20 protein-coding genes and 1 tRNA gene are annotated in these 20,944 nt (G+C 68.9%); 12 read left to right on the forward strand and 9 right to left on the reverse strand.

Features of this window, described 5'->3' with window-relative positions:
* The first annotated feature begins 130 nt into the window (after positions 1-130).
* From BJ980_RS09740 to BJ980_RS09760, 5 genes are all read left to right on the forward strand, one after another.
* Positions 131-1,276 carry a sensor histidine kinase gene (locus BJ980_RS09740; RefSeq protein WP_179502106.1) on the forward strand — a complete coding sequence of 382 codons (1,146 nt, stop codon included), beginning with the start codon at positions 131-133 and terminating at the stop codon, positions 1,274-1,276.
* The gene (locus BJ980_RS09745) at positions 1,273-2,010 is read left to right on the forward strand and encodes an SDR family oxidoreductase (RefSeq protein WP_179502107.1); all 738 of its coding nucleotides are present in this window, start codon (positions 1,273-1,275) and stop codon (positions 2,008-2,010) included. Before BJ980_RS09740 ends, BJ980_RS09745 begins: the two co-directional genes overlap by 4 nt.
* The gene (locus tag BJ980_RS09750; protein ID WP_179502108.1) at positions 2,007-2,687 is read left to right on the forward strand and encodes a response regulator transcription factor; all 681 of its coding nucleotides are present in this window, start codon (positions 2,007-2,009) and stop codon (positions 2,685-2,687) included. Before BJ980_RS09745 ends, BJ980_RS09750 begins: the two co-directional genes overlap by 4 nt.
* Before the next feature lie 211 nt (positions 2,688-2,898).
* On the forward strand, positions 2,899-3,675 hold the full coding sequence (locus tag BJ980_RS09755; protein ID WP_246279952.1) for an ABC transporter ATP-binding protein: 777 nt from the start codon (positions 2,899-2,901) through the stop codon (positions 3,673-3,675).
* A complete protein-coding gene (locus BJ980_RS09760) occupies positions 3,675-6,104 on the forward strand; it encodes an ABC transporter permease (RefSeq protein ID WP_179502110.1) in 2,430 nt (809 codons plus the stop codon). Before BJ980_RS09755 ends, BJ980_RS09760 begins: the two co-directional genes overlap by 1 nt.
* A gap of 95 nt (positions 6,105-6,199) precedes the next feature.
* Here BJ980_RS09760 and BJ980_RS09765 read toward each other — a convergent pair whose 3' ends face one another.
* Positions 6,200-6,859 carry a 3-oxoacid CoA-transferase subunit B gene (locus BJ980_RS09765; RefSeq protein WP_179502111.1) on the reverse strand — a complete coding sequence of 220 codons (660 nt, stop codon included), beginning with the start codon at positions 6,857-6,859 and terminating at the stop codon, positions 6,200-6,202.
* Positions 6,859-7,626, reverse strand: a complete 768-nt coding sequence (locus tag BJ980_RS09770) for a CoA transferase subunit A (protein WP_179502112.1) — start codon at positions 7,624-7,626, stop codon at positions 6,859-6,861. Before BJ980_RS09770 ends, BJ980_RS09765 begins: the two co-directional genes overlap by 1 nt.
* Before the next feature lie 186 nt (positions 7,627-7,812).
* Here BJ980_RS09770 and BJ980_RS09775 point away from each other — a divergent pair, with 186 nt between their 5' ends.
* From BJ980_RS09775 to bagB, 3 genes are all read left to right on the forward strand, one after another.
* Positions 7,813-8,574 carry an IclR family transcriptional regulator domain-containing protein gene (locus BJ980_RS09775; protein ID WP_179502113.1) on the forward strand — a complete coding sequence of 254 codons (762 nt, stop codon included), beginning with the start codon at positions 7,813-7,815 and terminating at the stop codon, positions 8,572-8,574.
* A gap of 25 nt (positions 8,575-8,599) precedes the next feature.
* Positions 8,600-9,637 (forward strand): ATPase BagA, encoded by a 1,038-nt coding sequence (gene bagA, locus BJ980_RS09780; RefSeq protein WP_179502114.1) that lies wholly within the window; start codon positions 8,600-8,602, stop codon positions 9,635-9,637.
* Positions 9,638-9,722: 85 nt separating this feature from the next.
* Positions 9,723-10,904: an ArsA family ATPase gene (bagB, locus tag BJ980_RS09785; protein WP_179502115.1), complete on the forward strand. Its 1,182-nt coding sequence runs from the start codon at positions 9,723-9,725 to the stop codon at positions 10,902-10,904.
* A 116-nt stretch (positions 10,905-11,020) separates the two neighbouring features.
* Here bagB and BJ980_RS18980 read toward each other — a convergent pair whose 3' ends face one another.
* Entirely contained in the window at positions 11,021-11,305 is a 285-nt protein-coding gene (locus BJ980_RS18980) for a WhiB family transcriptional regulator (protein WP_425490308.1), read from the reverse strand.
* Positions 11,306-11,524: 219 nt separating this feature from the next.
* Here BJ980_RS18980 and BJ980_RS09795 point away from each other — a divergent pair, with 219 nt between their 5' ends.
* Positions 11,525-13,942, forward strand: coding sequence for a penicillin-binding protein (locus BJ980_RS09795; protein WP_179502116.1), 2,418 nt, complete (start codon positions 11,525-11,527; stop codon positions 13,940-13,942).
* Between the two features lie 68 nt (positions 13,943-14,010).
* Here the strand turns inward: BJ980_RS09795 and BJ980_RS09800 are convergent, their stop codons facing one another.
* A complete protein-coding gene (locus tag BJ980_RS09800) occupies positions 14,011-14,472 on the reverse strand; it encodes a GatB/YqeY domain-containing protein (protein WP_179502117.1) in 462 nt (153 codons plus the stop codon).
* 26 nt (positions 14,473-14,498) lie between these two features.
* Between BJ980_RS09800 and BJ980_RS09805 the strand changes: the two genes are divergently transcribed.
* Together BJ980_RS09805 and BJ980_RS09810 are read left to right on the forward strand one after the other, a co-directional pair.
* On the forward strand, positions 14,499-15,419 hold the full coding sequence (locus BJ980_RS09805; protein WP_179502118.1) for a metallophosphoesterase: 921 nt from the start codon (positions 14,499-14,501) through the stop codon (positions 15,417-15,419).
* Positions 15,420-15,550: 131 nt separating this feature from the next.
* Positions 15,551-15,624: transfer RNA gene (locus BJ980_RS09810), tRNA-Pro, on the forward strand.
* 64 nt (positions 15,625-15,688) lie between these two features.
* Here the strand turns inward: BJ980_RS09810 and BJ980_RS09815 are convergent.
* Positions 15,689-15,958, reverse strand: coding sequence for a hypothetical protein (locus tag BJ980_RS09815; RefSeq protein WP_218855464.1), 270 nt, complete (start codon positions 15,956-15,958; stop codon positions 15,689-15,691).
* Between the two features lie 264 nt (positions 15,959-16,222).
* Between BJ980_RS09815 and BJ980_RS09820 the strand changes: the two genes are divergently transcribed.
* Positions 16,223-17,239 carry a hypothetical protein gene (locus tag BJ980_RS09820; RefSeq protein ID WP_179502119.1) on the forward strand — a complete coding sequence of 339 codons (1,017 nt, stop codon included), beginning with the start codon at positions 16,223-16,225 and terminating at the stop codon, positions 17,237-17,239.
* 69 nt (positions 17,240-17,308) lie between these two features.
* Here BJ980_RS09820 and BJ980_RS09825 read toward each other — a convergent pair whose 3' ends face one another.
* The 4 genes from BJ980_RS09825 to recR form a co-directional block, all read right to left on the reverse strand.
* Positions 17,309-18,361, reverse strand: a complete 1,053-nt coding sequence (locus tag BJ980_RS09825; protein WP_179502120.1) for an aspartate-semialdehyde dehydrogenase — start codon at positions 18,359-18,361, stop codon at positions 17,309-17,311.
* Positions 18,358-19,662, reverse strand: coding sequence for an aspartate kinase (locus BJ980_RS09830; RefSeq protein ID WP_179502121.1), 1,305 nt, complete (start codon positions 19,660-19,662; stop codon positions 18,358-18,360). The genes BJ980_RS09825 and BJ980_RS09830 overlap by 4 nt, the downstream gene beginning before the upstream one ends.
* Positions 19,663-19,755: 93 nt before the next feature.
* On the reverse strand, positions 19,756-20,352 hold the full coding sequence (locus BJ980_RS09835) for a DUF5063 domain-containing protein (protein WP_179502122.1): 597 nt from the start codon (positions 20,350-20,352) through the stop codon (positions 19,756-19,758).
* Entirely contained in the window at positions 20,345-20,944 is a 600-nt protein-coding gene (gene recR / locus BJ980_RS09840; protein ID WP_179502123.1) for a recombination mediator RecR, read from the reverse strand. The genes BJ980_RS09835 and recR overlap by 8 nt, the downstream gene beginning before the upstream one ends.

Consider the following 20,944-nt stretch of genomic DNA (forward strand, 5'->3'; position numbering starts at 1 on the left):
GCCCACCACCCAAGCATGCTGGGATGCTCACGCGCGCGATCTCTCGCCAAGCCGGGTCATCCCGGAGTCGCAGGGATCATCCGCCCACAGCCTGACGCCGGCGCATCTGGTGCGCACTAGGGTCACTGGCATGCGGCAGCCGTGGAGACTGGGTGAGCGGGGCGAGCGCTGGCTCGACCGTGCGCTCGCCGGCTTCCTGGTCGCACCGGTGCTGCTGGCGACTCCGTTCGGCGTCTTCGAGCCCGTTGTCGCTTTCATCGTGCTCATCCAGACGCTGCCGCTGTTCTGGCGACGCTCCCACCCGGTCCCGGTCGCCGCGATCGTGATGCTGGGTCACCTGTTCCAGTTGGTGGTCTCCGACCTGCCGGCCTGGGGGCAGCTCAGTGCACCGGTGGTGATCTACTCCGTGGCCAGGTTCTCCACGGCCCGCTGGGGTGGTGTGGTCCTGGCCGCGGGTCTGGCCGGGGCCGTGCTCGGGCCGCTGGACTGGCTCGGGCCCTTCGAGGTCGGGGCCACCGCGTTCGTCTCCTACTTCCTCACCGTGGCCGCGATCGTCGTGGCCAGCTGGGCGCTCGGCACCATGGGCCGGACCCGGGCGGCGTACGTCGACTCACTCATCGAGCGCGGTGAGCGACTGGAGCGCGAGGCCGAGCAGCAGGCCCTGCTGGCCGTTCAGGACGAGCGGGCCCGGATCGCCCGGGAGATGCACGACGTGGTCGCGCACGGGTTGTCGGTGATCGTGGTGCAGGCCGACGGTGCGCGCTATGCCGCGGCCAAGGACCCGAGTCGGGCCACCGCCTCACTGGAGACGATCTCCGAGACCGGGCGTGAGGCGTTGACAGAGATGCGCCGGATGCTCGGCCTGCTGCGTTCCGAGGAGTCGGGCACCGCTCCGCAGCCGGGACTGCCGGACCTCCCCCGTCTGGTCGAGGAGGCCAGAGCAGGTGGGATGCGACTCGATGCCGACCTGCCCGATCCGTGGCCCCGGGTGGCCGACGGGGTGGCGCTGACGGCCTACCGGATCGTCCAGGAGGCGTTGACCAACGTGCGCAAGCACGCGGGCGCAGACGTCCACGCGGCACTGAGGCTGGGCTGGGACGGGCGCACGATGACGATCGACATCGTCGATGACGGACGAGGTGCGGCCGCGCTCAGCGACGGCCGCGGACTCGGGCTGGTGGGAATGCGGGAACGAGCCCTCGTGCACGGCGGCTCAGTGATCTCCGGACCTCGGCCAGGCGGAGGATTCTCCGTGTCTGCGAGACTTCCGACATGAGGATCGTCGTCACCGGCGGGGCCGGGGCCCTGGGCAGTCTCGTCGTCGCCGAAGGCCGGTCCCGAGGCCATGACACGGCATCGATCAGCCGGCGCAACGGGGTCGATCTGGCCACTGGGCGCGGCCTGAGCGAAGCGCTCGCTGGTGCGGACGTGGTGATCAACTGCGCCAGCAATCCGCGCAAACCCGCACCGGTCGACATCGAGGGCACCCGGCACCTGGTGCAGGCGATCGAGCCGGGCACGCACATCGTTCAGATCTCGATCGTCGGGTGCGACCGCAACCCGTTCGGCTACTACCGGGCCAAGACGCAGGCAGAGCAGATCCTGGCCGAGTCGGACCGGCCGGTGACGATCGTGCGGGCCACGCAGTTCCATGACTTCGCCGCGACCATGGCCCGCAGCCTGACTCTGGGACCCGTCGCGCTGGGCGTGCGCGGCCTGGCGTGCCAGCCGGTCGAGACCCGCTGGGTGGCTTCGCGGCTCCTCGATCATGCCGAGGAGGCCCGGCCACAGGGGTGCCGGCGCGCAACCGACCTGGCCGGACCCGCCGTGTTCACCCTTCCCGAGATCGCCTCCCGGCTCCGCACCCACGCGGGTCGCGGCGTACCCCGCGTGCTCACCCTGCCTCCGGTCGGGGGCGTGCTGCGATCGTTCGCAAATCGCACCAACCTTCCTTCCGGTGAGGTCGAGATCGGCGGCGCGAGCTTCGACGACTGGCTGGCCGGCCAATGAGTCTGTCGGGCTCGGCCGGAGCGATCCGGGTGTTCCTGGTCGACGACCAGTCGATGGTGCGGGCCGGCTTCCGGATGCTCGTCGACTCCCAGGACGACATGGAGGTCGTCGGCGAGGCCGGGGACGGTGCGGGCGCGCTCGAGGCCTTGGCCGTCACCGCCGCCGACGTGGTGCTGATGGACGTACGGATGCCTCGCGTGGACGGCGTCGAGGCGACCCGCCAGCTGGCCGAGCGGGGTGAGCTTCCCCGCGTGATCGTGCTGACCACCTTCGACCTGGACGAGTATGCGTTCGCGGCCCTGCGGGCGGGCGCCGCCGCGTTCCTGCTCAAGGACGCCCGGCCCGGTGACCTCCTCGACGCCATCCGCTCGGTCCACTCCGGCGACTCGGTGGTCGCACCGAGCACGACGCGGCGGCTGCTGGACCACTTCGCGGCGTCGCTGCCGCTGCCCGGTGCGAACGTCGCCGCCGATGCGCGCCTGAGCACCCTGACCGAGCGTGAGCGCGAGGTGCTCGTCCTGGTCGGGCGTGGGCGCTCCAACTCCGAGATCGCCGCTGACCTGGTGGTGGCCGAGGCCACCGTGAAGACCCACATCGGCCGGGTGCTCGCCAAGACCGGCTCACGCGATCGGGTGCAGCTCGTCGTGCTCGCCTACGAGACCAACCTCGTCGGCTGACGCCCCACCCCGCCGACCCGGCAGTTGCTGACGCCCCACCGCGCCGACCCGGCAGTTGTTGACCGCCCAAAGTGTCAACAACTGCCGGGTCGGCGATCTAAGACGTCATACCGGGGTCGTACGCCGCCCGCCGACATCGGCCCCACGACGTACCCACGGTTCAACCGCCGGCGTGACGACTCGGGCGCTCGATCCGAGAAGCATGGTTGCCATGATCGAGACGACCACACACTCCAGCGTCCAGGACGCCGCTACCGCCCGAGGCCTCACCAAGACCTACGGTCGCGCCGGCACCGAGGTGCACGCCCTGCGCGGCATCGACGTCGACCTCCCCGCAGGCCGCTTCACCGCCATCATGGGGCCCTCCGGCTCCGGCAAGTCCACCCTGATGCACTGCCTGGCAGGACTCGACCAGGCCACGTCCGGGCAGGTCACCGTCGACGGCACCCGCCTGGCTGACCTCGACGACACCGCCCTGACGAAGTTCCGTCGCGACAGGGTCGGCTTCGTCTTCCAGTCCTTCAACCTGTTGCCGATGCTGACCGCCGGCCAGAACATCCTGCTCCCCCTCGAGCTCGCCGGCCGCAGGGTCGGTCGGCCCGAACGCGAACGCCACAACCAGATCGCGACCGTCCTCGGCATCACCGACCGACTCGGCCACCTGCCCAGTCAGCTCTCGGGCGGTCAGCAGCAACGCGTGGCGATCGCCCGCGCGCTGATCAGCAACCCGGCCATCGTCTTCGCCGACGAGCCGACCGGAAATCTCGACAGCACCACCTCGGCCGAGGTGCTCGGCTTCCTGCGCACCTCCGTGCGCGAACTGGGCCAGACCGTGGTGATGGTGACCCACGAGCTGGACGCAGCGGCGTACGCCGACGACGTCATCGTCATCGCCGACGGCCGGGTCCGCAGCCACCTCACGAACCCGACGCGTGAGCGCCTCGTCAGCGCACTGACCGGCGAAGCCCTGAGCGGCGGGACCGTCTGATGCGTACGGTTCTGCTCGCTTCGCTGCGCACCCACACCAGGAGGTATGCCGCCGCGACTCTCGCCGTGATCATCGGGGTCGCGTTCATCGTCACCACCAACGCACTGGCCTCCGGTGCCCGGGCCGGCATGGTCTCGGGCATCGACGCGCCCTACCGGGGCGCCGAGGTCGTGGTCTCCGAGATCGGGGGAGACACCGCAAAGAAGATCCTGCGCCAAGCGGACCGTCAGGGTGCCGACGCCTCCGTCCTCGGTTGGGCCTGGCTCCCGGTCAGCAAGGACGGCAAGCAGATCACCGACGGCACCGACGTCGGTGCCCTGGCCGACGAGGCGTCCCTGCAGTGGCAGGAACTGACCGCCGGGCGACTCCCGAAGACCGACGACGAAGCCGTCGTCGACACCAACGCTGCCAAGGGCAACGGCGTCCGCATCGGGGACGTCCTCACGATCGGCAGTGGCCGCAACACCCACGACGTCACCGTGGTCGGCACCGTCGACAGCCCGTCGGCGCTGGTGTGGTGCAGCATCTATGTCACCGAGGCCGCCCTGGTCGAGCACTGGCTCGACGAGGCCATGGTGGACTCGGTCGCGTGGGCCGGCAAGGGCTCTGTCGACGAGCAGATCGCCGCGCTCGCCGCGAGCCATCCGGATGCGGTGGTGCAGACTCCCGATGACTACGTGGATGAGCAGCACCAGAGGGCCACCCAGGGCGTCGACGTGATCGCCCTCGTCCTGCTGCTCTTCGCCGGGATCGCCCTGCTCACCTCCGTCCTGGTCATCGCCAACACCTTCTCGATCCTGTTCGCGCAACGGACCAAGGACTTCGCCCTGCTCCGTTGCGTCGGCGCGACCCGACGCCAGGTGCTCGGCTCGATCCGGATGGAGGCCCTCGTCCTGGGCGTCGTCGCCTCGCTGCTCGGTCTGCTGGCCGGCACCGGCATCGGATTCGGGCTGGTCGAGCTGATCCAGGCCGTCGCTCCGGGCGCACGGATGGGCGGGGCAGAGATGTCGCCGGTTTGGTATGCCGCAGCCTTCCTGACCGGCGTCCTGATCACCCTCGCCGCCTCGTGGCTGCCCACCCGCAAGGCCACCCGGGTCAGCCCGCTGGCGGCGCTGCGACCCGACACGGGCATCGATGCGCGCACCGCTTCGGGTCGACTCCAGCTCCTCCTCGGCATCGCACTGGTCGCGAGCGGGATCGCAGGCTTGGCGGCCGCGATGGCGGGTTCCAGCGTGCCGCTGATGTTGCTCGGTGGGGCGGCCACGTCGGTCGGCGTACTCGTCCTCGGTCCGCGGATCGTGCCGGCGCTGATCAGCCTCATCGGCGGCCTCGCTGGGCGCGTGATGGGTGCCCCGGCCCGACTCGCCGCACAGAACGCGGTGCGCAACCCACGGCGTACCGCTGCCACCACCGCGTCACTGCTGATCGGCGTCACCCTCACCACCGCGGTGCTCACCGGCCTGGCGACTGCGCGGTCCGAGGTGGACCGGGAGATGGACGTCGACCACCCCGTCGACGCGACGATCACCGCGGTGGGCGGAAACGGGATCGATGCGGAGATGGCCAGCAGGGCGGGCGATCTGGACGATGTCGACGAGGTCCTGAAGGTCCCCGGGACCGTCGGTGAGGTCGAAGGCATCGCTGACCTCACGGTGCTGGCGCCGAGCCCCAGCGCGACCCTGCTCCGCAGCCGACCCATGTTCGCGACACCCGATCCCGACGCGATCTTCCTGCCCTACAACCTCATCGAGGGCGTCGAGCTGACGGAGCGGGTCACCCTCACCGTGGGCGACCGGAGTCGGACCCTGACCCTCAACACGGGTGACGACTGGGGCGATGCCGCGCTGGTCGCGCCGGAGACACTCGCGGCGCTGACCGATCGCCCGAGCACCCAGGCCCTCTGGCTGCGTACCGATGCTTCCGCGGACGCCAAGGACCTTGGGGGTGACCTCGAGGCCATCGCTGGCGGGGCGGAGGTGTTCAGCACCCTGGAGAAGCGGGCGTACGTCGACCTGCAGCTCAACGTCCTCGCCGGGGCGATCGTGGGCCTGCTCGGCATCGCGATCGTGATCGCACTGGTCGGTATCGCCAACACCCTGGGGCTGTCCGTGCTGGAACGGGCGCGGGAGAACGCGCTGCTCCGGGCACTGGGTCTGACCCGACGCCAGCTGCGGGCCACGCTCGCAGTCGAGGCCGTGCTGCTCTCGGTGGTGGCCACGGTCATGGGGGTCACCCTGGGCGTGGCGTTCGCCTGGGTGGGGGTGGAGACGATGCTCAGCCAGTTCGTCGATGACCTGTCGATGACGCTGCCGTGGGGACAGCTCGCGCTGGTGATCGTGGTCTCCGCCGTGGCCGGGCTGCTGGCCTGCGTGCTGCCGGCCCGGCGGGCCGCTCGGGTCACCCCCGCGGCCGGCCTCACCATGGACTGACCCGGGCTCACCCCGGGCAGATCACCCCGGGCCCACCCCGCCGACCCGTCGCTTGTTCACATTCCACGGTGATCAGGATGTGAACAAGCGACGGGTCAGCGCAGGGGTGGCTCGGTCTTCTCGCGAATCTCGTCCTCGGTGACGCCGGGGGCGAGCTCGACCAGCTTCAGTCCCATGTCCTGCGCCCCACCGTCTGCACCATCGCCAGCTCGAATCACGTCGATGACTCCGAGGTCGGTGATGATCCGCTGTACGACGCCCAGGCCGGTGTAGGGCAGCGAGCACTCGTTGACGATCTTGAACGACCCGTCACGGGCGACGTGCTCCATCAGCACGATCACCTTCCTGGCGCCGTGGACCAGGTCCATCGCGCCGCCCATGCCCTTGACCATCTTGCCGGGGATCATCCAGTTCGCGATGTCGCCCGCCGCCGAGACCTGCATGGCGCCGAGGATCGCGGCGTCGATCTTGCCGCCACGGATCATCCCGAACGAGGTGGCCGAGTCGAAGAAGGAGGCCCCACGGTTCAGGGTGACGGTCTCCTTGCCGGCATTGATCAGGTCCGGGTCGACCGCGTCCTCGCTCGGATAGGGGCCGACGCCGAGGATGCCGTTCTCTGACTGGAGGACCAGCTCGACGCCCTCGGGGACATAGTTGGGAACCAGGGTCGGCAGCCCGATGCCGAGGTTCACATAGGAGCCGTCGCTCAGCTCGGAGGCGGCGCGGGCGGCCATCTGTTCACGTGTCCATGCCATCAGGAACGCACCGTCCTCTTCTCGATCCGCTTGTCGGCGGCCTGCTCGGGGGTGAGCGCCACCACGCGTTGCACGTAGACGCCCGGAGTGTGGATCTGGTTGGGGTCCAACTCGCCGGGCTCGACCAGCTCCTCGACCTCGGCGATGGTGACCCGCCCGCACATCGCGGCGAGCGGGTTGAAGTTGCGGGCCGAGTCCTTGAAGACCAGGTTGCCGTGGCGGTCGCCCTTCCAGGCCCGCACGAGTCCGAAGTCGGCGACGATCGCCTCCTCGAGCACGAACTGCTTGGCACCCTCGGCGGTGGCGAAGGTGCGCACCTCCTTGGCCGGTGAGGCGAGTACGACGTTGCCGGACTCGTCGTACCTCCACGGCAGTCCACCCTCGGCGACCTGGGTGCCGACACCGGTGGCGGTGAAGAAGGCCGGGATGCCCGAGCCGCCTGCCCGCATCCGCTCGGCCAGCGTGCCCTGCGGGGTCAGCTCGACCTCCAGCTCACCGGAGAGGAACTGCCGGGCGAACTCCTTGTTCTCCCCGACGTACGACGAGATCATCCGACGCAGGCGGCGGGCCTGGAGCAGTCGACCCAGACCCCAGTCATCCACGCCGCAGTTGTTCGAGACGGCTTCGAGATCTTCCGCGCCCTGGGCGAGCAGCGCGTCGATGAGCACCGACGGAATGCCGCACAGTCCGAATCCGCCGACCGCGAGGGTCGAGCCCGACTCGATGTCGGCGACCGCTGACGCGGCGTCCTCCATCACCTTGTCCACTGGTCCTCCTGCTGGTCACTGCCCTGTCCGGGCACGCTCCTGGGCGGGCACGCTCGCGCGAGGTGGGCGCGGGCACCCCCATTGCGTCACCACGGACCCGGCCGCGTCAACGGTCCGGGGCGAACCGCTCGCACCGTGCACGACAATGGACACCGGCGTTCACTCAGTGAACGCTAGGCTTCCGGTGTGGATCACCAGCTCGTCGGACGCATCGGACGAATCCTGCGCGCCGCGGCCCAGGGCGAGCCGGGCGGCCTGAGCACCACCGAGCTCGCCTCGAAGGCCGACTTGGCCCGGCCCACCGCGCACCGGCTGCTCACCGCACTCCAGGCCGAAGGCCTGATCGACCGCGACGGCGCGGGTCACTGGACCCTCGGCCCGGAGATGTTTCTGCTCGGCACCACGGCCGCCAAGCGGTACGACGTCACCGACCTGGCGCGCGCCAGCGTGCGCCGACTGAGCGAGGACACCGGGGAGAGTGCGTTCTTCTCCGCGCGGCGAGGTGATGAGACCGTCTGCCTGCTCCGCGAGGACGGAAGCTTCCCGATCCGCTCCCACGTGCTCCACGAGGGCATCCGGTTCCCCCTCGGCGTCGCCTCGGCCGGGATCGCCATCCTGTCCTACCTCCCCGCGCGCGAGGCCAAAGAGCACCTGGTCGCCCACGAGCTCACCGAACGATTCGGCCGGACCCACTCGCGGGCGGCGATCGAGCGCAGGATGGCCGAGACCCGACGTACCGGCTGGGCGGTGAACCCGGGGCTGCTCGTCGAGGGCAGCTGGGGCATGGCCGCAGCCGTCTTCGGCGCCGACACCCAACCGCACTGGGCGCTGAGCCTGACCGGGATCGAGCGCCGTTTCGAGGCCGACCGGCAACCAGAGCTGGGCCGCCTGCTGCTCCAGGAGGCGCACGATCTGACCGTCCGGATCCAGCGGTCTCGGCCTGGATGACCCACCGCATGACTACGATCACGACGTGAGCACACCCACCATCAGGGACACAACCAGGGACTGGCCGAAGGTCGAGCTGCACGTCGTGACGGGCAAGGGCGGCACCGGCAAGTCCACCGTCGCTGCCGCGCTCGCGCTCAGCTTGGCCAGTCGCGGCAAGGAAGTCCTCCTCTGCGAGGTCGAGGGACGCCAGGGCATTGCCCAGATGTTCGACGTCTCTCCCCTGCCCTACGAGGAGCGCCGCATCGCCGCCGGACTGCCCGACGAGGACGGCAACCGTGGCAACGTCCACGCGCTGCACATCGACGCGGAGTCGGCGCTGCTGGAATATCTCGCGATGTACTACAAGCTCGGCCGCGCCGGGAAGGCACTCGACCGGTTCGGGGTGATCGACTTCGCCACCACCATCGCCCCCGGCGTGCGGGACGTGCTGCTGACCGGCAAGGTCTTCGAAGCCGCCCGCGACGGCCGCAAGAAGGGCACGTCGAGCAAGGGCGGGCAGCACTACGACGCGATCGTGCTGGATGCTCCCCCCACCGGACGCATCGCCCAGTTCCTCAACGTAAACGGCGAGCTCGCCGGGCTCGCCAAGGCCGGGCCGATCAAGAAGCAGGCCGACACCGTGATGACCCTGTTCCGGTCCCCGCGCACGGCCATCCACCTGGTCACCGTGCTGGAGGAGATGCCTGTGCAGGAGACCGCCGACGGCATCGCCGAGCTGCACGCCGCACAGCTGCCCGTCGGCGGCGTGATCGTCAACCTGGTCCGCCCGCGCGACCTGAACGCCGACCAGCTCAAGGCGGTCCGCGAGGGCACCGTGGACCGGCAAGGCCTTGCCGACGACCTCACCGGAGTCGGTCTCGAGGTCGACGACGCCCTGATCGACGGGCTCCTCGAGGAGGGCCGGCACCACGCCGAACGCCGACAGCTCGAGGACCGGCAGCGGGCCCTGATCGAGGAGATGGGCGTGCCCACCCTCGAGCTGCCCCGGCTGCCGTCGGGAGTGGACATGGGCGGGCTCTACGAGCTCGCCGGCACGCTGCGCGAACAGGGGATGGCATGAGCACGAGGAGTCGCAGCGGAGGTACGCCGAGGAACGAGGCGTGCCGGAGCAAGGCACCGCAGGGATCATGCAATGGAGGGACCGTATGAGCACGAAGAACACCCGCGTCGGCCCACTGGCCTCGTCGTCGCAGGCGTCCACCGGGCCGAAGCTCGACATCGACGCGCTCCTCGACAACCCCGCCACCGGGATCATCGTCTGCTGCGGTTCCGGCGGGGTCGGCAAGACCACGACCTCGGCAGCACTGGCCCTGAGGGCCGCCGAGCGCGGCCGCAAGGTCGTCGTGCTCACCATCGATCCGGCCCGTCGACTGGCCCAGTCGATGGGCATCGAGGCGCTGGACAACACTCCGCGACCGGTCGTCGGGATCACGTCCGGGACCGGATCCCTCGACGCGATGATGCTGGACATGAAGCGGACCTTCGACGAGGTCGTGGAGGGCCAGGCCAGCCCGGAGAAGGCGAAGCAGATCCTGGAGAACCCCTTCTACATCGCCCTGTCGAGCTCGTTCGCGGGCACGCAGGAATACATGGCGATGGAGAAGCTGGGCCAGATCCACGGCGATGCCCAGAAGACCGGTGACTACGACCTGATCGTCGTGGACACCCCGCCGAGCAGGTCGGCGCTGGACTTCCTCGATGCGCCCGAGCGACTGAGCAGCTTCCTCGACGGGAAGTTCATCCGCCTGCTGCTGGCCCCGGCCCGCGGCCCGGCCAAGCTGATGACCGCCGGCTTCTCGATGATGACCAAGGCCCTGACGAAGATCGTGGGCGCCTCGGTCCTCCAGGACCTGCAGACCTTCGTGACCGCCTTCGACACCCTTTTCGGTGGGTTCCGGGCGCGTGCCCAGAAGACCTTCGAGCTGCTCCAGGCCGACGGTACGGCGTTCCTCGTCGTCGCCGCGCCCGAACCGGACGCCCTGCGCGAGGCGGCGTACTTCGTCGAGCGGCTCAACGGTGAGGACATGCCCCTGGCCGGTCTCGTCGTGAACCGGGCCAGCGCGGCCCCGAACACCACGTTGAGCGCCGACGAGGCGATGGCTGCCGCGGAGCGACTGCGCCGCCAGGACTCGGATGCCGAGCTCCCGGCGGGCCTGCTGCGGCTGCACGCGGACCGGGTCCGGATCGTGGCCAGGGAGAAGCTGCTGCGGGAGCGGTTCAGCGCGGCGCACCCTGCGGTGGCCACGGCGGTGGTGCCGGCACTCTCCACCGACGTGCACGACCTTGCGGGCCTGCGCACGGTGGGCGAGCTGCTCAGCGTGAACTGAGCCAGCGGGCGTCAGAGTTGCGTGCACCCAGAACGGTGGACGCAGCTCAATGATCCGCGGTCAGGGACCTAATCCCAGGCTGTCGAGCCCGGGCCGTCAAGCCCAGGCCGTCGGGCTCAGACCAGGGCCCCGTCCTTGTGACCGGCCTTGGCTGCCTCGAGCACCGAACGCCACGAGGCGGCCGGCTTGCGACGCAGGAGTGCGCGACGCTCGCGCTCGGTCATGCCACCCCAGACACCCCACTCGATCTGGTTGTCCAGCGCTTCGGCGAGGCACTCGGTGCGCACCGGGCAGGTCCCGCACACGGCCTTGGCCTTGTTCTGCTCGGCTCCACGCACGAACAGCTCATCAGGAGCAGCCTGACGGCAAGCAGCGGCCGATGCCCAGTCTTCAACCCACACGATGTCCCCACATCCATCCGAGATGGCAGGCCCTTGCGGACCTCCAACTTGGGTCTGAACCCCCCACGGGCCAATCCCCAAGTCATAAGTTAGGCAATGCATGCGCAATCCAACAGACTCAGTTCGGCCAAACCTCCTAGTCAGAAAGGACTAGTGCCCAACCCCTCGGATGCGTCCAGAAGTCGGGCCCTCGAAGGGCGCTCACGTAGTCTTTGCCCCATGTCTGCCCCTGAAGGAGATGGCTCGCGGGTCACTTCCGTGCTCGCGCACCTTGGATCCATGGTCGCCGTGGCCGCCATCCTCGGCGTCGTCACGGCAGGCCTGGCGATCCCGTTCGCCACCGTGGTCGGGATGACCGCACAGGACGTGGCCGACTCCGTCAACGATCTCCCCGACGAGCTCGAGACCAAGGCCCTCCCGCAGCGGACCCGCATCCTGGCCAAGGACGGCAGCACGCTGGCCACTCTCTATGACGAGAACCGCGTCAACGTCCCGCTGACGCAGGTCTCCAAGACCATGCGCCAGGCGATCGTCGCCATCGAGGACTACCGCTTCTACCAGCACGGTGCCCTCGACCTGAAGGGCACGCTGCGCGCCTTCGTCACCAATCAGGCCTCGGGCTCGACCCGCCAAGGTGGCTCCTCGATCACCCAGCAGATGGTGAAGCTGACCCTGCTCAACCAGGCGAAGACCGAGGCCGAGCGCAAGGCCGCGATGGAGGACACCTTCGCGCGCAAGATCCGCGAGCTCCAATATGCGATCGGGTTCGAGAAGAACTACTCCAAGGACTGGATCCTCGAGCGCTACCTGAACATCGCCTACTTCGGTGACGGCGTCTACGGCATCCAGGCCGCCGCCCGCCACTACTTCAGCAAGGACGCGCGCAAGCTCAACCTGCGCGAGTCGGCCACCCTCGCCGGGCTCGTGAAGAACCCGGTCGGCTATGACCCCACGTCCTTCCCCGACAAGGCCCTGGCCCGGCGCAACCTGGTCCTCGACCGGATGGCCCAGCTCAACGTGGTCGCCACCAAGACCGCGGAGTCCACCAAGAACCAGGACCTCAACCTCAAGATCACGCCGAACCGCAACGGCTGTCTCTTCTCCGAGGCTCCGTTCTTCTGCGACTACGTCGTGAACTATCTCAAGGCCGACCCGGCACTGGGCAAGACCCGCGAGGAGCGGGCCGACCTGCTCACCTCGGGAGGCCTGACCATCAAGACCACCATTGATCCGCGGTTCCAGAAGGCCGCCGACAAGTCGGTCCAGTCCCACGTCTATGCCCCCGAGCAGGCCGTCGGCGCACTCGCCCTGCTGGAGCCCAAGACCGGCAACGTGCGGGCCCTGTCCCAGTCGCGTCCGATGGGCTCGAAGAAGGGCAAGGGCGAGACCTACATCAACTACACCGTGCCCAAGGAGGTCGGCGGTGCCCGCGGCTTCCAGGCCGGCTCGACGTTCAAGGTCTTCGTCCTGGCCCAGGCGATCAACCAGAAGATCCCGCTGACCACGACGATCGACTCGCCCGAGCGCAAGACCTTCCAGGAGGAGGCCTACGAGAACTGCGGCGGCGTGCCCTACGGCAACGGCGAGTTCTCGGTGCCCAACTCCACCCAGTCCGGCCCGATGAACCTCTACACCGGCACCCGGCTCTCGGTGAACACCTTCTTCATGGCCCTCGAGCAGATGACCGGACTGTGCAAGCCCTACAGCCTGGCTCGCAAGATGGGGGTCAACCTGACCAATCCCAACGGCGGTGCGGAGGGTGCGGCAGAGCGCGTTCCCAACTTCCCGCTCGGCGTGGCCGACGCCACCCCGCTGGAGATGGCCGAGGCGTATGCGACCTTCGCCGCCCGTGGCGTCCACTGCGATGCTCGTCCGGTGGCCGTGATCCAGGATGCCAACGGCACCACGGTGAAGAAGTACTCCAAGAAGTGCGACCGGGTGATGCCCGCTGCCTCCGCCGACGCCGTCAACGACATCCTGCGGGGCGTCAACGAGGCCGGAGGCTTCGGCTACCAGAACAACATCCAGCCGAACCAGCCCTCGGCCGGCAAGACCGGTACGACCAACTCGGCCAACTCGGTGTGGTTCGTGGGTTACACCCCGACCCTGGCCGGCGCATCGATGATCGCCGGCGCCAACGCCGACGGCAGCCCGTCCTCGCTGATCGGCAAGAGCGTCGGTGGCACCAGGCTCTTCAATGCCTCGGGCTCCGGCACGGCCGGCCCGATGTGGGGCGACACGTTCAAGGCGATCCAGCAGTGGTTGCCCGACGAGAACTTCGTCAAGCCTGATGCCAGCGCCATCGCCGGAGTCCCCAAGATGGTCCCCTCGACCGGCGGGATGTCCCCGAGCCAGGCCACGGACCTCCTCGAGCAGGCTGGCTTCCAGGTCGCCGACGGCGGTATGCGCGACACCGGCTATCCCCGCGGCACCGTCGCCTACACGAACCCCTCGGGTGGCTCCCAGGCACCGAGCGGGAGCGTCGTCACGCTCTACATCTCGACCGGTCAGCGCAACGTCGCCCCGAAGCCCGACCCCAAGCCGAGCACGACCAGCAAGCCCGAGGATCGCTCGAGCCCACGGGACCGGGACGATGACGACGACCGCGGCCGGGGGCGCGGTCGCGGCCGAGGCTGATCAACCAGGCTGATCAACGGGTTGATCAATCGGGTTGATCGACCGGTTGGCCAGCCGGCTCAACCGGATCAACCAGCAAGCTGGCGGCGTACCTCCGCGGCCACCACGTTGCCGTCCGCCTTGCCCTTCACCTGGGGCTGGACGACGCCCATCACCTTGCCCATGGCCTTCATGCCCTGACCGGCGGATCCGGTCTGCTCGACGGCGGCGGTGACGATGCCGACGATCTCGTCGACGCTGAGCTGCGTGGGCAGGTAGTCCTCGATCACGACGAGCTCGGCGCGCTCCTTGGCCGCCATCTCCGCGCGACCACCGTCGGCGAAGGCGGTCGCGGCCTCGCGACGCTTCTTGGCCTCGGTGGACAGCACCGCGATGATGTCCTCGTCGCTCAGCTGGACTGCGGTCTTGCCGGCGACCTCGGCGTTGGTGATCGCCGAGAGCAGCATCCGCACCGTCGAGGAGCGGATCTCGTCCCGGCTCTTGATGGCGGTGGTCAGGTCAGCGCGGAGACGGTCCTTGAGAGCACTCATGTGCACCATTGTGGCAGCCTTGGGCCATGCTCCTCACCCGGATTCTCGCGGCCGGCACCCTGGCCGGTCTCGCAGTCACCGGGTATGCCGCCGCGGAGGCTCGTGCCTACACCCTGCGCAGGGTCGACCTGCCCGTCCTGCCCGAGGGCAGCGAGCCGATCCGGGTGCTGCACCTCAGCGACATCCACATGACTCCCGGCCAGCGCAAGAAGCAGCTCTGGCTGCGCAGCCTGGCCGATCTGAAGCCCGACCTGGTGATCAACACCGGCGACAACCTGTCGCACCGCGAGTCCGTGCCCGTCGTGCTCTCCTCGCTCGGCGGACTGCTCGACGTGCCCGGCGCCTATGTGTTCGGTTCCAACGACTACTTCGAGCCGACACCACGCAATCCCTTCAAATATCTCCTCCCAGACGACGGGAAGCGCTTCGTCGACCAACCGCAGCTGCCGTGGTCCGATCTGCGCGCAGGCTTCGACCGGGCCGGCTGGCTGAACCTGACCAACCGTCCCGGCGCGCTGAGCGTCAACGGCACGTCGATCTCGTTCGTGGGGGTCGACGATCCGCACCTGGGGTATGACGACCTCCCCGCCGTCGCGGGCCCCGCTCCCCTCGCGAGCGACGTTCGGCTCGCGGTCGCGCACGCGCCCTACCTCCGCGTCCTGGACCAGTTCGCCCAGGACGGCTGGGATGCGATCATCGCCGGCCACACCCACGGCGGCCAGGTCTGCCTGCCGTTCCACGGCGCCCTCGCCACCAACTGCGACCTCGAGTCGGCGCGCGCCAAGGGGTTGCACCGCCACCCGGCCGACTCCTCCCCCGGCGATCCCGGCTCAGCGTGGCTGCACGTCTCGGCCGGTCTGGGCACCAGCCCGTACGTCCGTCTGCGTGTCGCCTGCCGCCCGGAGGCGACCCTGCTCCGCCTCGTCCCGCGAACCGGCAGTTCTTGAGCCGCGAACCTGCAGTTGTTGCGGCTTGAACCTGCAGTTGTTGTTGTCCGGCTGCCAGCTGCCGGGCCGATTTCGGGGCACCGGACGCCCTCGGGTATGCTCGCCGTGCTCGTGGGCCCATGGCCCGCGATCGGGCTGTGGCGCAGCTTGGTAGCGCGCTTCGTTCGGGACGAAGAGGCCGCAGGTTCAAATCCTGTCAGCCCGACCCATGTGATGTCGCAGGACATCGGAGACACCCGAACCCACGGAAACGTGGGTTCGGGTGTTTGTCATTTCGGGGTTCGTGGCTGGTAGTCGCGGGTGATGTCGATGGTGAGCTCGCGGAGTAGTTCGCCGGTGATGGCGTGGACGACTCTGACATCGAGGTCATGGATGAGCAGGATGACGTGGGTTCGGCTGTGGGTTCGTCCGATGCCGATGTGGCGGAGTTTGCCTGCGACGCGGAGTGTGACGGTGCCGGATTTGTCGCCTCGGCAGGTGTCTGTTTCTCGGTGAACAGGGCAGTGATGACCAGGCGTGCCTTCGACATGGTCGAGCATCGGCCTCAAGGTGCTGTCTACGATGACGTGAGACAGCGTGTCTCCTATGTCTTGAGACATCTGTCTCCGATGTCCTGATCCAGCACACTGTCAGCCCGACCCACCTGACTGCCGGATCCCTTGGGGTCCGGCAGTCTGCATTTCTCGCCGACTCGCACTCCGGGCGCCACCAGGTCGCCCTTGGGGTGCACCCGAGTTGTACGACGTGGGGCGCGGGGCGAGCACTCCCCGTCAGGTGGCCACGGATCTGGCAGACTGCCCGCCATGGCAGACAAGGACCTGGGGGACGGCCCTTCGCTGGAGATGCCCTCATTGGGCAGCATCTTCAAGCGCAAGAAGAAGGACAAGGGCCCCGCTCCCGACGAGAACACCGTGACCACGGAGGACTTCGACGCCCTTGTGCGCGGCGAGACCACCGAGAAGGCGGCCGACAAGGCCGCCGCCGCCCCCGAAGCGGATGACGAACCCACCGTGATCGTCCCGGCACTCGAGGACCCGGTCGCCGTCGAGGAGTCCCCGGCACCGGTCGTCGTGGATGAACAGGCCGACTCGGCGACGCCCGCCGACGCCGAGGAGACCGTCGTACTCGACGAGACTCCGAGCCCAGCCCCCGGGGCGAGCACCGTCAACACTGGGACTTCCACCGACGACCCCGACATGGCTCCGGAAGCCGCCGAGGACGACCCCGTCACCATCCTCGACGAGGAGCCCGAGACAACGGTGGAGTCCGCCGCGGCGACCGCGCCCGTCGCTGCGAGCCCCATCGACCCCAGCCCCGTCGATGTCCCGGAGGACGTGGATCCCGACGAGCACCAGGCAGACGAGGACGAGGAGGAAGTGGATCAGGCAGACGAGGAGAGCGAACCGCGACCCAAGCGCCAGTTCACCCTCCCCCCGCTCGCGGCGCGCACAGCCTCAGCGATCACCGGCCTGGTGATCGGGCTCGTGGCCGTGGGGCTCACCTACGGCTCGCTGCGCGGCTGCGAGGCGATCCAGGGCACGAGCAGCTGCGGCTCCCCCGGCTTCTTCCTGCTCGCGGCGATCATGATCATCCTCATCGCCCTCGGCAGCTCGCTGCTCGGCGCCTGGAAGGTCGTCGACCCGACCAGCACCAGCTTCCTGGCCGTGGGCCTGCTGGCCGTGATCGCCCTGCTCTTCCTGGTCCGCGTCATCTTCAGCCCGTGGATGATCGTCGTCATCCCGCTGGTCGCGGTGGTCACCTACACCGCCTCGCACTGGCTCACGTCGCTGTTCGAGGACGAGGACGTCGTCACCAGCTAGACCGAAGACGAACAACGCCCCCGCACCGAGCGCGGGGGCGTTGTCGTTCGCCGGGGACGGCGAGGTCGATCAGGTCTGCGCTGCGATGAGCTCTGCCAGCTGCACGGTGTTGAGCGCGGCACCCTTGCGCAGGTTGTCGCTGCTGATGAACAGCGCCAGGCCACGGTTGTCGTCGACGCCCGGGTCCTGACGGACGCGCCCGACGTAGGACGGGTCCTTGCCGGCCGCCAGCAGCGGCGTGGGTACGTCGACGACCTCGACGCCCGGAGCCTGCGCGAGCAGCTCGAGGGCACGCGCCGCCGGCAGCGAGCGGTCGAACTCTGCGTTCACGGCGAGCGAGTGCCCGGTGAAGACCGGGACCCGCACGCAGATGCCGGACACCTTGAGCTCGGGGATGCCGAGGATCTTGCGTGACTCGTTGCGGAGCTTCTGCTCCTCGTCGGTCTCGTTCAGACCGTCGTCAACGATCGATCCGGCCATCGGCAGCGCGTTGTAGGCGATCGTGCGGACATAGGTCGACGGCTCCGGGAAGGCCACCGCCTCGCCGTCATAGGCCAGCTCACGGGCCTTGTCGCCGGCCGCGGCCACCCCGGTGGCCAACTCCTCGACCCCGGCCACGCCGGAGCCGGAGACGGCCTGATAGGTCGACACGATGAGCCGGTTGAGCCCGGCCTCCTCGTGCAGCGGCTGCAGCACCGGCATCGCGGCCATCGTGGTGCAGTTCGGGTTGGCGATGATGCCGCGTCCCGCCTCGATCACCGAGGCCATGTCGTGCGGGTTCACCTCGGAGACCACGAGCGGGATCTCCGGGTCCTTGCGGAACGCACTGGAGTTGTCGATGACGATCACGCCGGCATCGACGAAGCGCTGGGCCTGGGCCCTCGACGTGGTGGCGCCGGCCGAGAACAGGGCAATGTCGAGGCCGGTGGGATCGGCGGTGGCGGCGTCCTCGACCGTCACCTCCCGGTCACCGAAGGCGAGCACCTTGCCGGCCGAGCGGGCCGAGGCGAAGAAGCGGACCTGGTCGGCCGGGAAGCCGCGCTCGAGCAGGATCTGGCGCATCGCGACGCCGACCTGACCGGTGGCGCCGACGACGCCGATGTTGACTCGACGGGTGCTCATCGTCCGGTACCTCCGTAGACGACCGCCTCGATCTCGTCGGAACCGAGGTCGAAGACGGCGTGGGCTGCGTTGACGGCCTGCACGACCTGCGCCTCGGTCACCACGACCGAGACCCGGATCTCCGAGGTGGAGATCATCTGGATGTTCACGCCGGCCTCGGAGAGCGCCTCGAAGAAGCGCGCCGAGATGCCGGGAGAGGTGCTCATCCCGGCGCCGACGACGGAGACCTTGCCGACCGAGTCGTCGTACTGCAGCGACTCGTAGCCGACCTGGTCCTGCATGCCGGCCAGGGCTGCCATCGCGGTCTGGCCCTCGCCGCGGGGCAGGGTGAAGGAGATGTCGGTGCGGCCCGTGGCGGCAGCCGAGATGTTCTGCACGATCATGTCGATGTTGATCTGCGCGTCGGCGACGGTGCGGAAGATCGCCGCGGCCTCGCCCGGCTTGTCCGGTACGCCGACGATGGTGATCTTGGCCTGGCTGCTGTCGTGCGCCACGCCGGTGATGATGGCTGCTTCCATGGTGCTTCCTGCCTCTTCGGTTCCCTGGGCCCCGCCTGCCGAGACGTCCTCGGCGCGGACCACCCAGGTGCCCTCCTTCTGCGAGAAGGAGGAACGGACGTGGATCGGCATGTCATAGCGGCGTGCATATTCCACGCAGCGCAGGTGGAGGATCTTGGCGCCCTGGGCCGCCATCTCCAAGGTCTCCTCGTAGGAGATGCGGGGCACCTTGCGGGCGCGCGGCTCGACTCGCGGGTCGGCGGTGAAGATGCCGTCCACGTCGGAGTAGATCTCGCACACCTCGGCGTCGATCGCCACGGCCAGTGCGACGGCCGTGGTGTCGGAGCCGCCGCGACCCAGCGTGGTGATGTCCTTGGTGGTCTGCGAGACACCCTGGAAGCCGGCCACGATGGCCACTGCCCCGTCGGCCAGGGCTGCCTGGATCCGACCCGGCGTGACGTCGATGATCTTCGCGCGGCCGTGCTCGGCGTCGGTGATCACACCTGCTTGGGACCCGGTGAACGAGCGCGCCTCCTGGCCCAGGTTCTGGATCGCCATCGCCAGGACTGCCATCGAGATCCGCTCGCCGGCGGTGAGCAGCATGTCCAGCTCGCGGGCCGGCGGCAACGGGGAGACCTCGTTGGCCAGGTCGATCAGCTCGTCCGTGGTGTCGCCCATGGCGGAAACGACCACGACGACGTCGTTGCCGGCCTTCTTGGTGGCCACGATGCGCTGGGCGACTCGCTTGATGCCGGCCGCGTCAGCCACCGAGGAGCCGCCGTACTTCTGCACGACAATGCCCACTTGAATTCCTCACACGTTGAAACGCCGCACCCGTGAGTACGACGTCAGCTCCGGCCGCCAGCGACGCTGCTGCAGGCCAACTCAGGCCAAATCCTACCGGGGATCGCTCGCCGCGCCGTCCAGCATCTCATCGGCGGCAGCGACCTGCTCCTGCTCGATCTCGAAGTCGGCGTCGAGTCGATCGTGGGTGACGATCGATTGCAGCGCGCGGAGCACGCCGGAGGCCTCGCTGCCCCATGAGGAGACATAGGAGAACTGCCACCACCACAGCGCTTCGTCGACCCGGCCAGCCTTGTGGTGACGCAGGCCGTGCGCGAGAGCGGTGGCGATGCTGGTCAGGTCGTCGGAGAGCATCGAGGTGACGATCTCCGGCTCGCCGTAGGTGTCGAACACCTCGGCATAGATGTCGACGCCGTCGAGCATCCGCGCCAGGCGCAGGCGCATCTCGTCGAGGTCGGGATCGGGGCCGGCGTCGGGCTGGAACTCCTCCGCGGTGGAGAAGTCGGCCTGTACGCCGAGTCGCGCGCCGGCCAGCAGCACCTGGGAGACCTCGAGCAGCAGCAGGGAGATCCCGCGACCACCGTCGGCATCGTGGGCGATCGCCTGCAGCGCGACCAGGAAACTCTCGACCTGGTCGGCGATCTGTTGCGCGAACTCTTCGAGCTCAGGGTCCACCACTGTCTCAGTCATCGGCTGATCTCCTCCCGGCGAATGCTCGGCCCAGCGTGACCTCGTCTGCATATTCGAGGTCGCCGCCCACGGGCAGTCCACTAGCCAAACGCGTCACGCGCAACCCCATCGGCTTGAGATTGCGAGTGAGGAACGTCGCGGTGGCCTCGCCCTCGAGGTTGGGATCGGTGGCCAGGATGATCTCGGTGACGGCGCCGTCGGCCAGGCGCACCATCAGCTCGCGGATCCGCAGCTGCTCCGGTCCGATGCCGTCGATCGGCGAGATCGCGCCGCCCAGCACGTGGTAGCGACCACGGAACTCCCGGGTCCGCTCGATCGCGACGACGTCCTTGTATTCCTCGACCACACAGATCACCGACGGGTCGCGGCGCGGGTCACGGCAGATCCGGCACTGCTCCTCCTCGGAGACGTTGAAGCAGACCGAGCAGAACTTCACCCGGTCCTTCACCTTGATCAGCACGTCGGCCAGCCGGCGTACGTCGGTCGGTTCGGCCTGCAGCAGGTGGAAGGCGATCCGCTGCGCGCTCTTGGGACCCACGCCGGGCAGCTGGCCCAGCTCGTCGATCAGGTCCTGGACGATGCCTTCGTACAA

Origin of the sequence: Nocardioides daedukensis (assembly GCF_013408415.1) — a bacterium.
GTDB classification, from domain to species: domain Bacteria; phylum Actinomycetota; class Actinomycetes; order Propionibacteriales; family Nocardioidaceae; genus Nocardioides; species Nocardioides daedukensis.

Excerpts from the sequence above, each read along its gene's own strand:
- BJ980_RS09745 (WP_179502107.1), top strand. The coding sequence starts at position 1,273 with ATGAGGATCGTCGTCACCGGCGGGGCCGGGGCCCTGGGCAGTCTCGTC.
- BJ980_RS09795 (WP_179502116.1), top strand. The coding sequence starts at position 11,525 with ATGTCTGCCCCTGAAGGAGATGGCTCGCGGGTCACTTCCGTGCTCGCG.
- BJ980_RS09755 (WP_246279952.1), top strand. The coding sequence starts at position 2,899 with ATGATCGAGACGACCACACACTCCAGCGTCCAGGACGCCGCTACCGCC.
- BJ980_RS09765 (WP_179502111.1), bottom strand. The coding sequence starts at position 6,859 with ATGGCATGGACACGTGAACAGATGGCCGCCCGCGCCGCCTCCGAGCTG.
- BJ980_RS09835 (WP_179502122.1), bottom strand. The coding sequence starts at position 20,352 with ATGACTGAGACAGTGGTGGACCCTGAGCTCGAAGAGTTCGCGCAACAG.
- bagB (WP_179502115.1), top strand. The coding sequence starts at position 9,723 with ATGAGCACGAAGAACACCCGCGTCGGCCCACTGGCCTCGTCGTCGCAG.
- BJ980_RS09825 (WP_179502120.1), bottom strand. The coding sequence starts at position 18,361 with ATGAGCACCCGTCGAGTCAACATCGGCGTCGTCGGCGCCACCGGTCAG.
- BJ980_RS09750 (WP_179502108.1), top strand. The coding sequence starts at position 2,007 with ATGAGTCTGTCGGGCTCGGCCGGAGCGATCCGGGTGTTCCTGGTCGAC.
- BJ980_RS09820 (WP_179502119.1), top strand. The coding sequence starts at position 16,223 with ATGGCAGACAAGGACCTGGGGGACGGCCCTTCGCTGGAGATGCCCTCA.
- BJ980_RS09805 (WP_179502118.1), top strand. The coding sequence starts at position 14,499 with ATGCTCCTCACCCGGATTCTCGCGGCCGGCACCCTGGCCGGTCTCGCA.
- BJ980_RS09815 (WP_218855464.1), bottom strand. The coding sequence starts at position 15,958 with ATGCTCGACCATGTCGAAGGCACGCCTGGTCATCACTGCCCTGTTCAC.
- BJ980_RS09800 (WP_179502117.1), bottom strand. The coding sequence starts at position 14,472 with ATGAGTGCTCTCAAGGACCGTCTCCGCGCTGACCTGACCACCGCCATC.
- BJ980_RS09760 (WP_179502110.1), top strand. The coding sequence starts at position 3,675 with ATGCGTACGGTTCTGCTCGCTTCGCTGCGCACCCACACCAGGAGGTAT.
- BJ980_RS09740 (WP_179502106.1), top strand. The coding sequence starts at position 131 with ATGCGGCAGCCGTGGAGACTGGGTGAGCGGGGCGAGCGCTGGCTCGAC.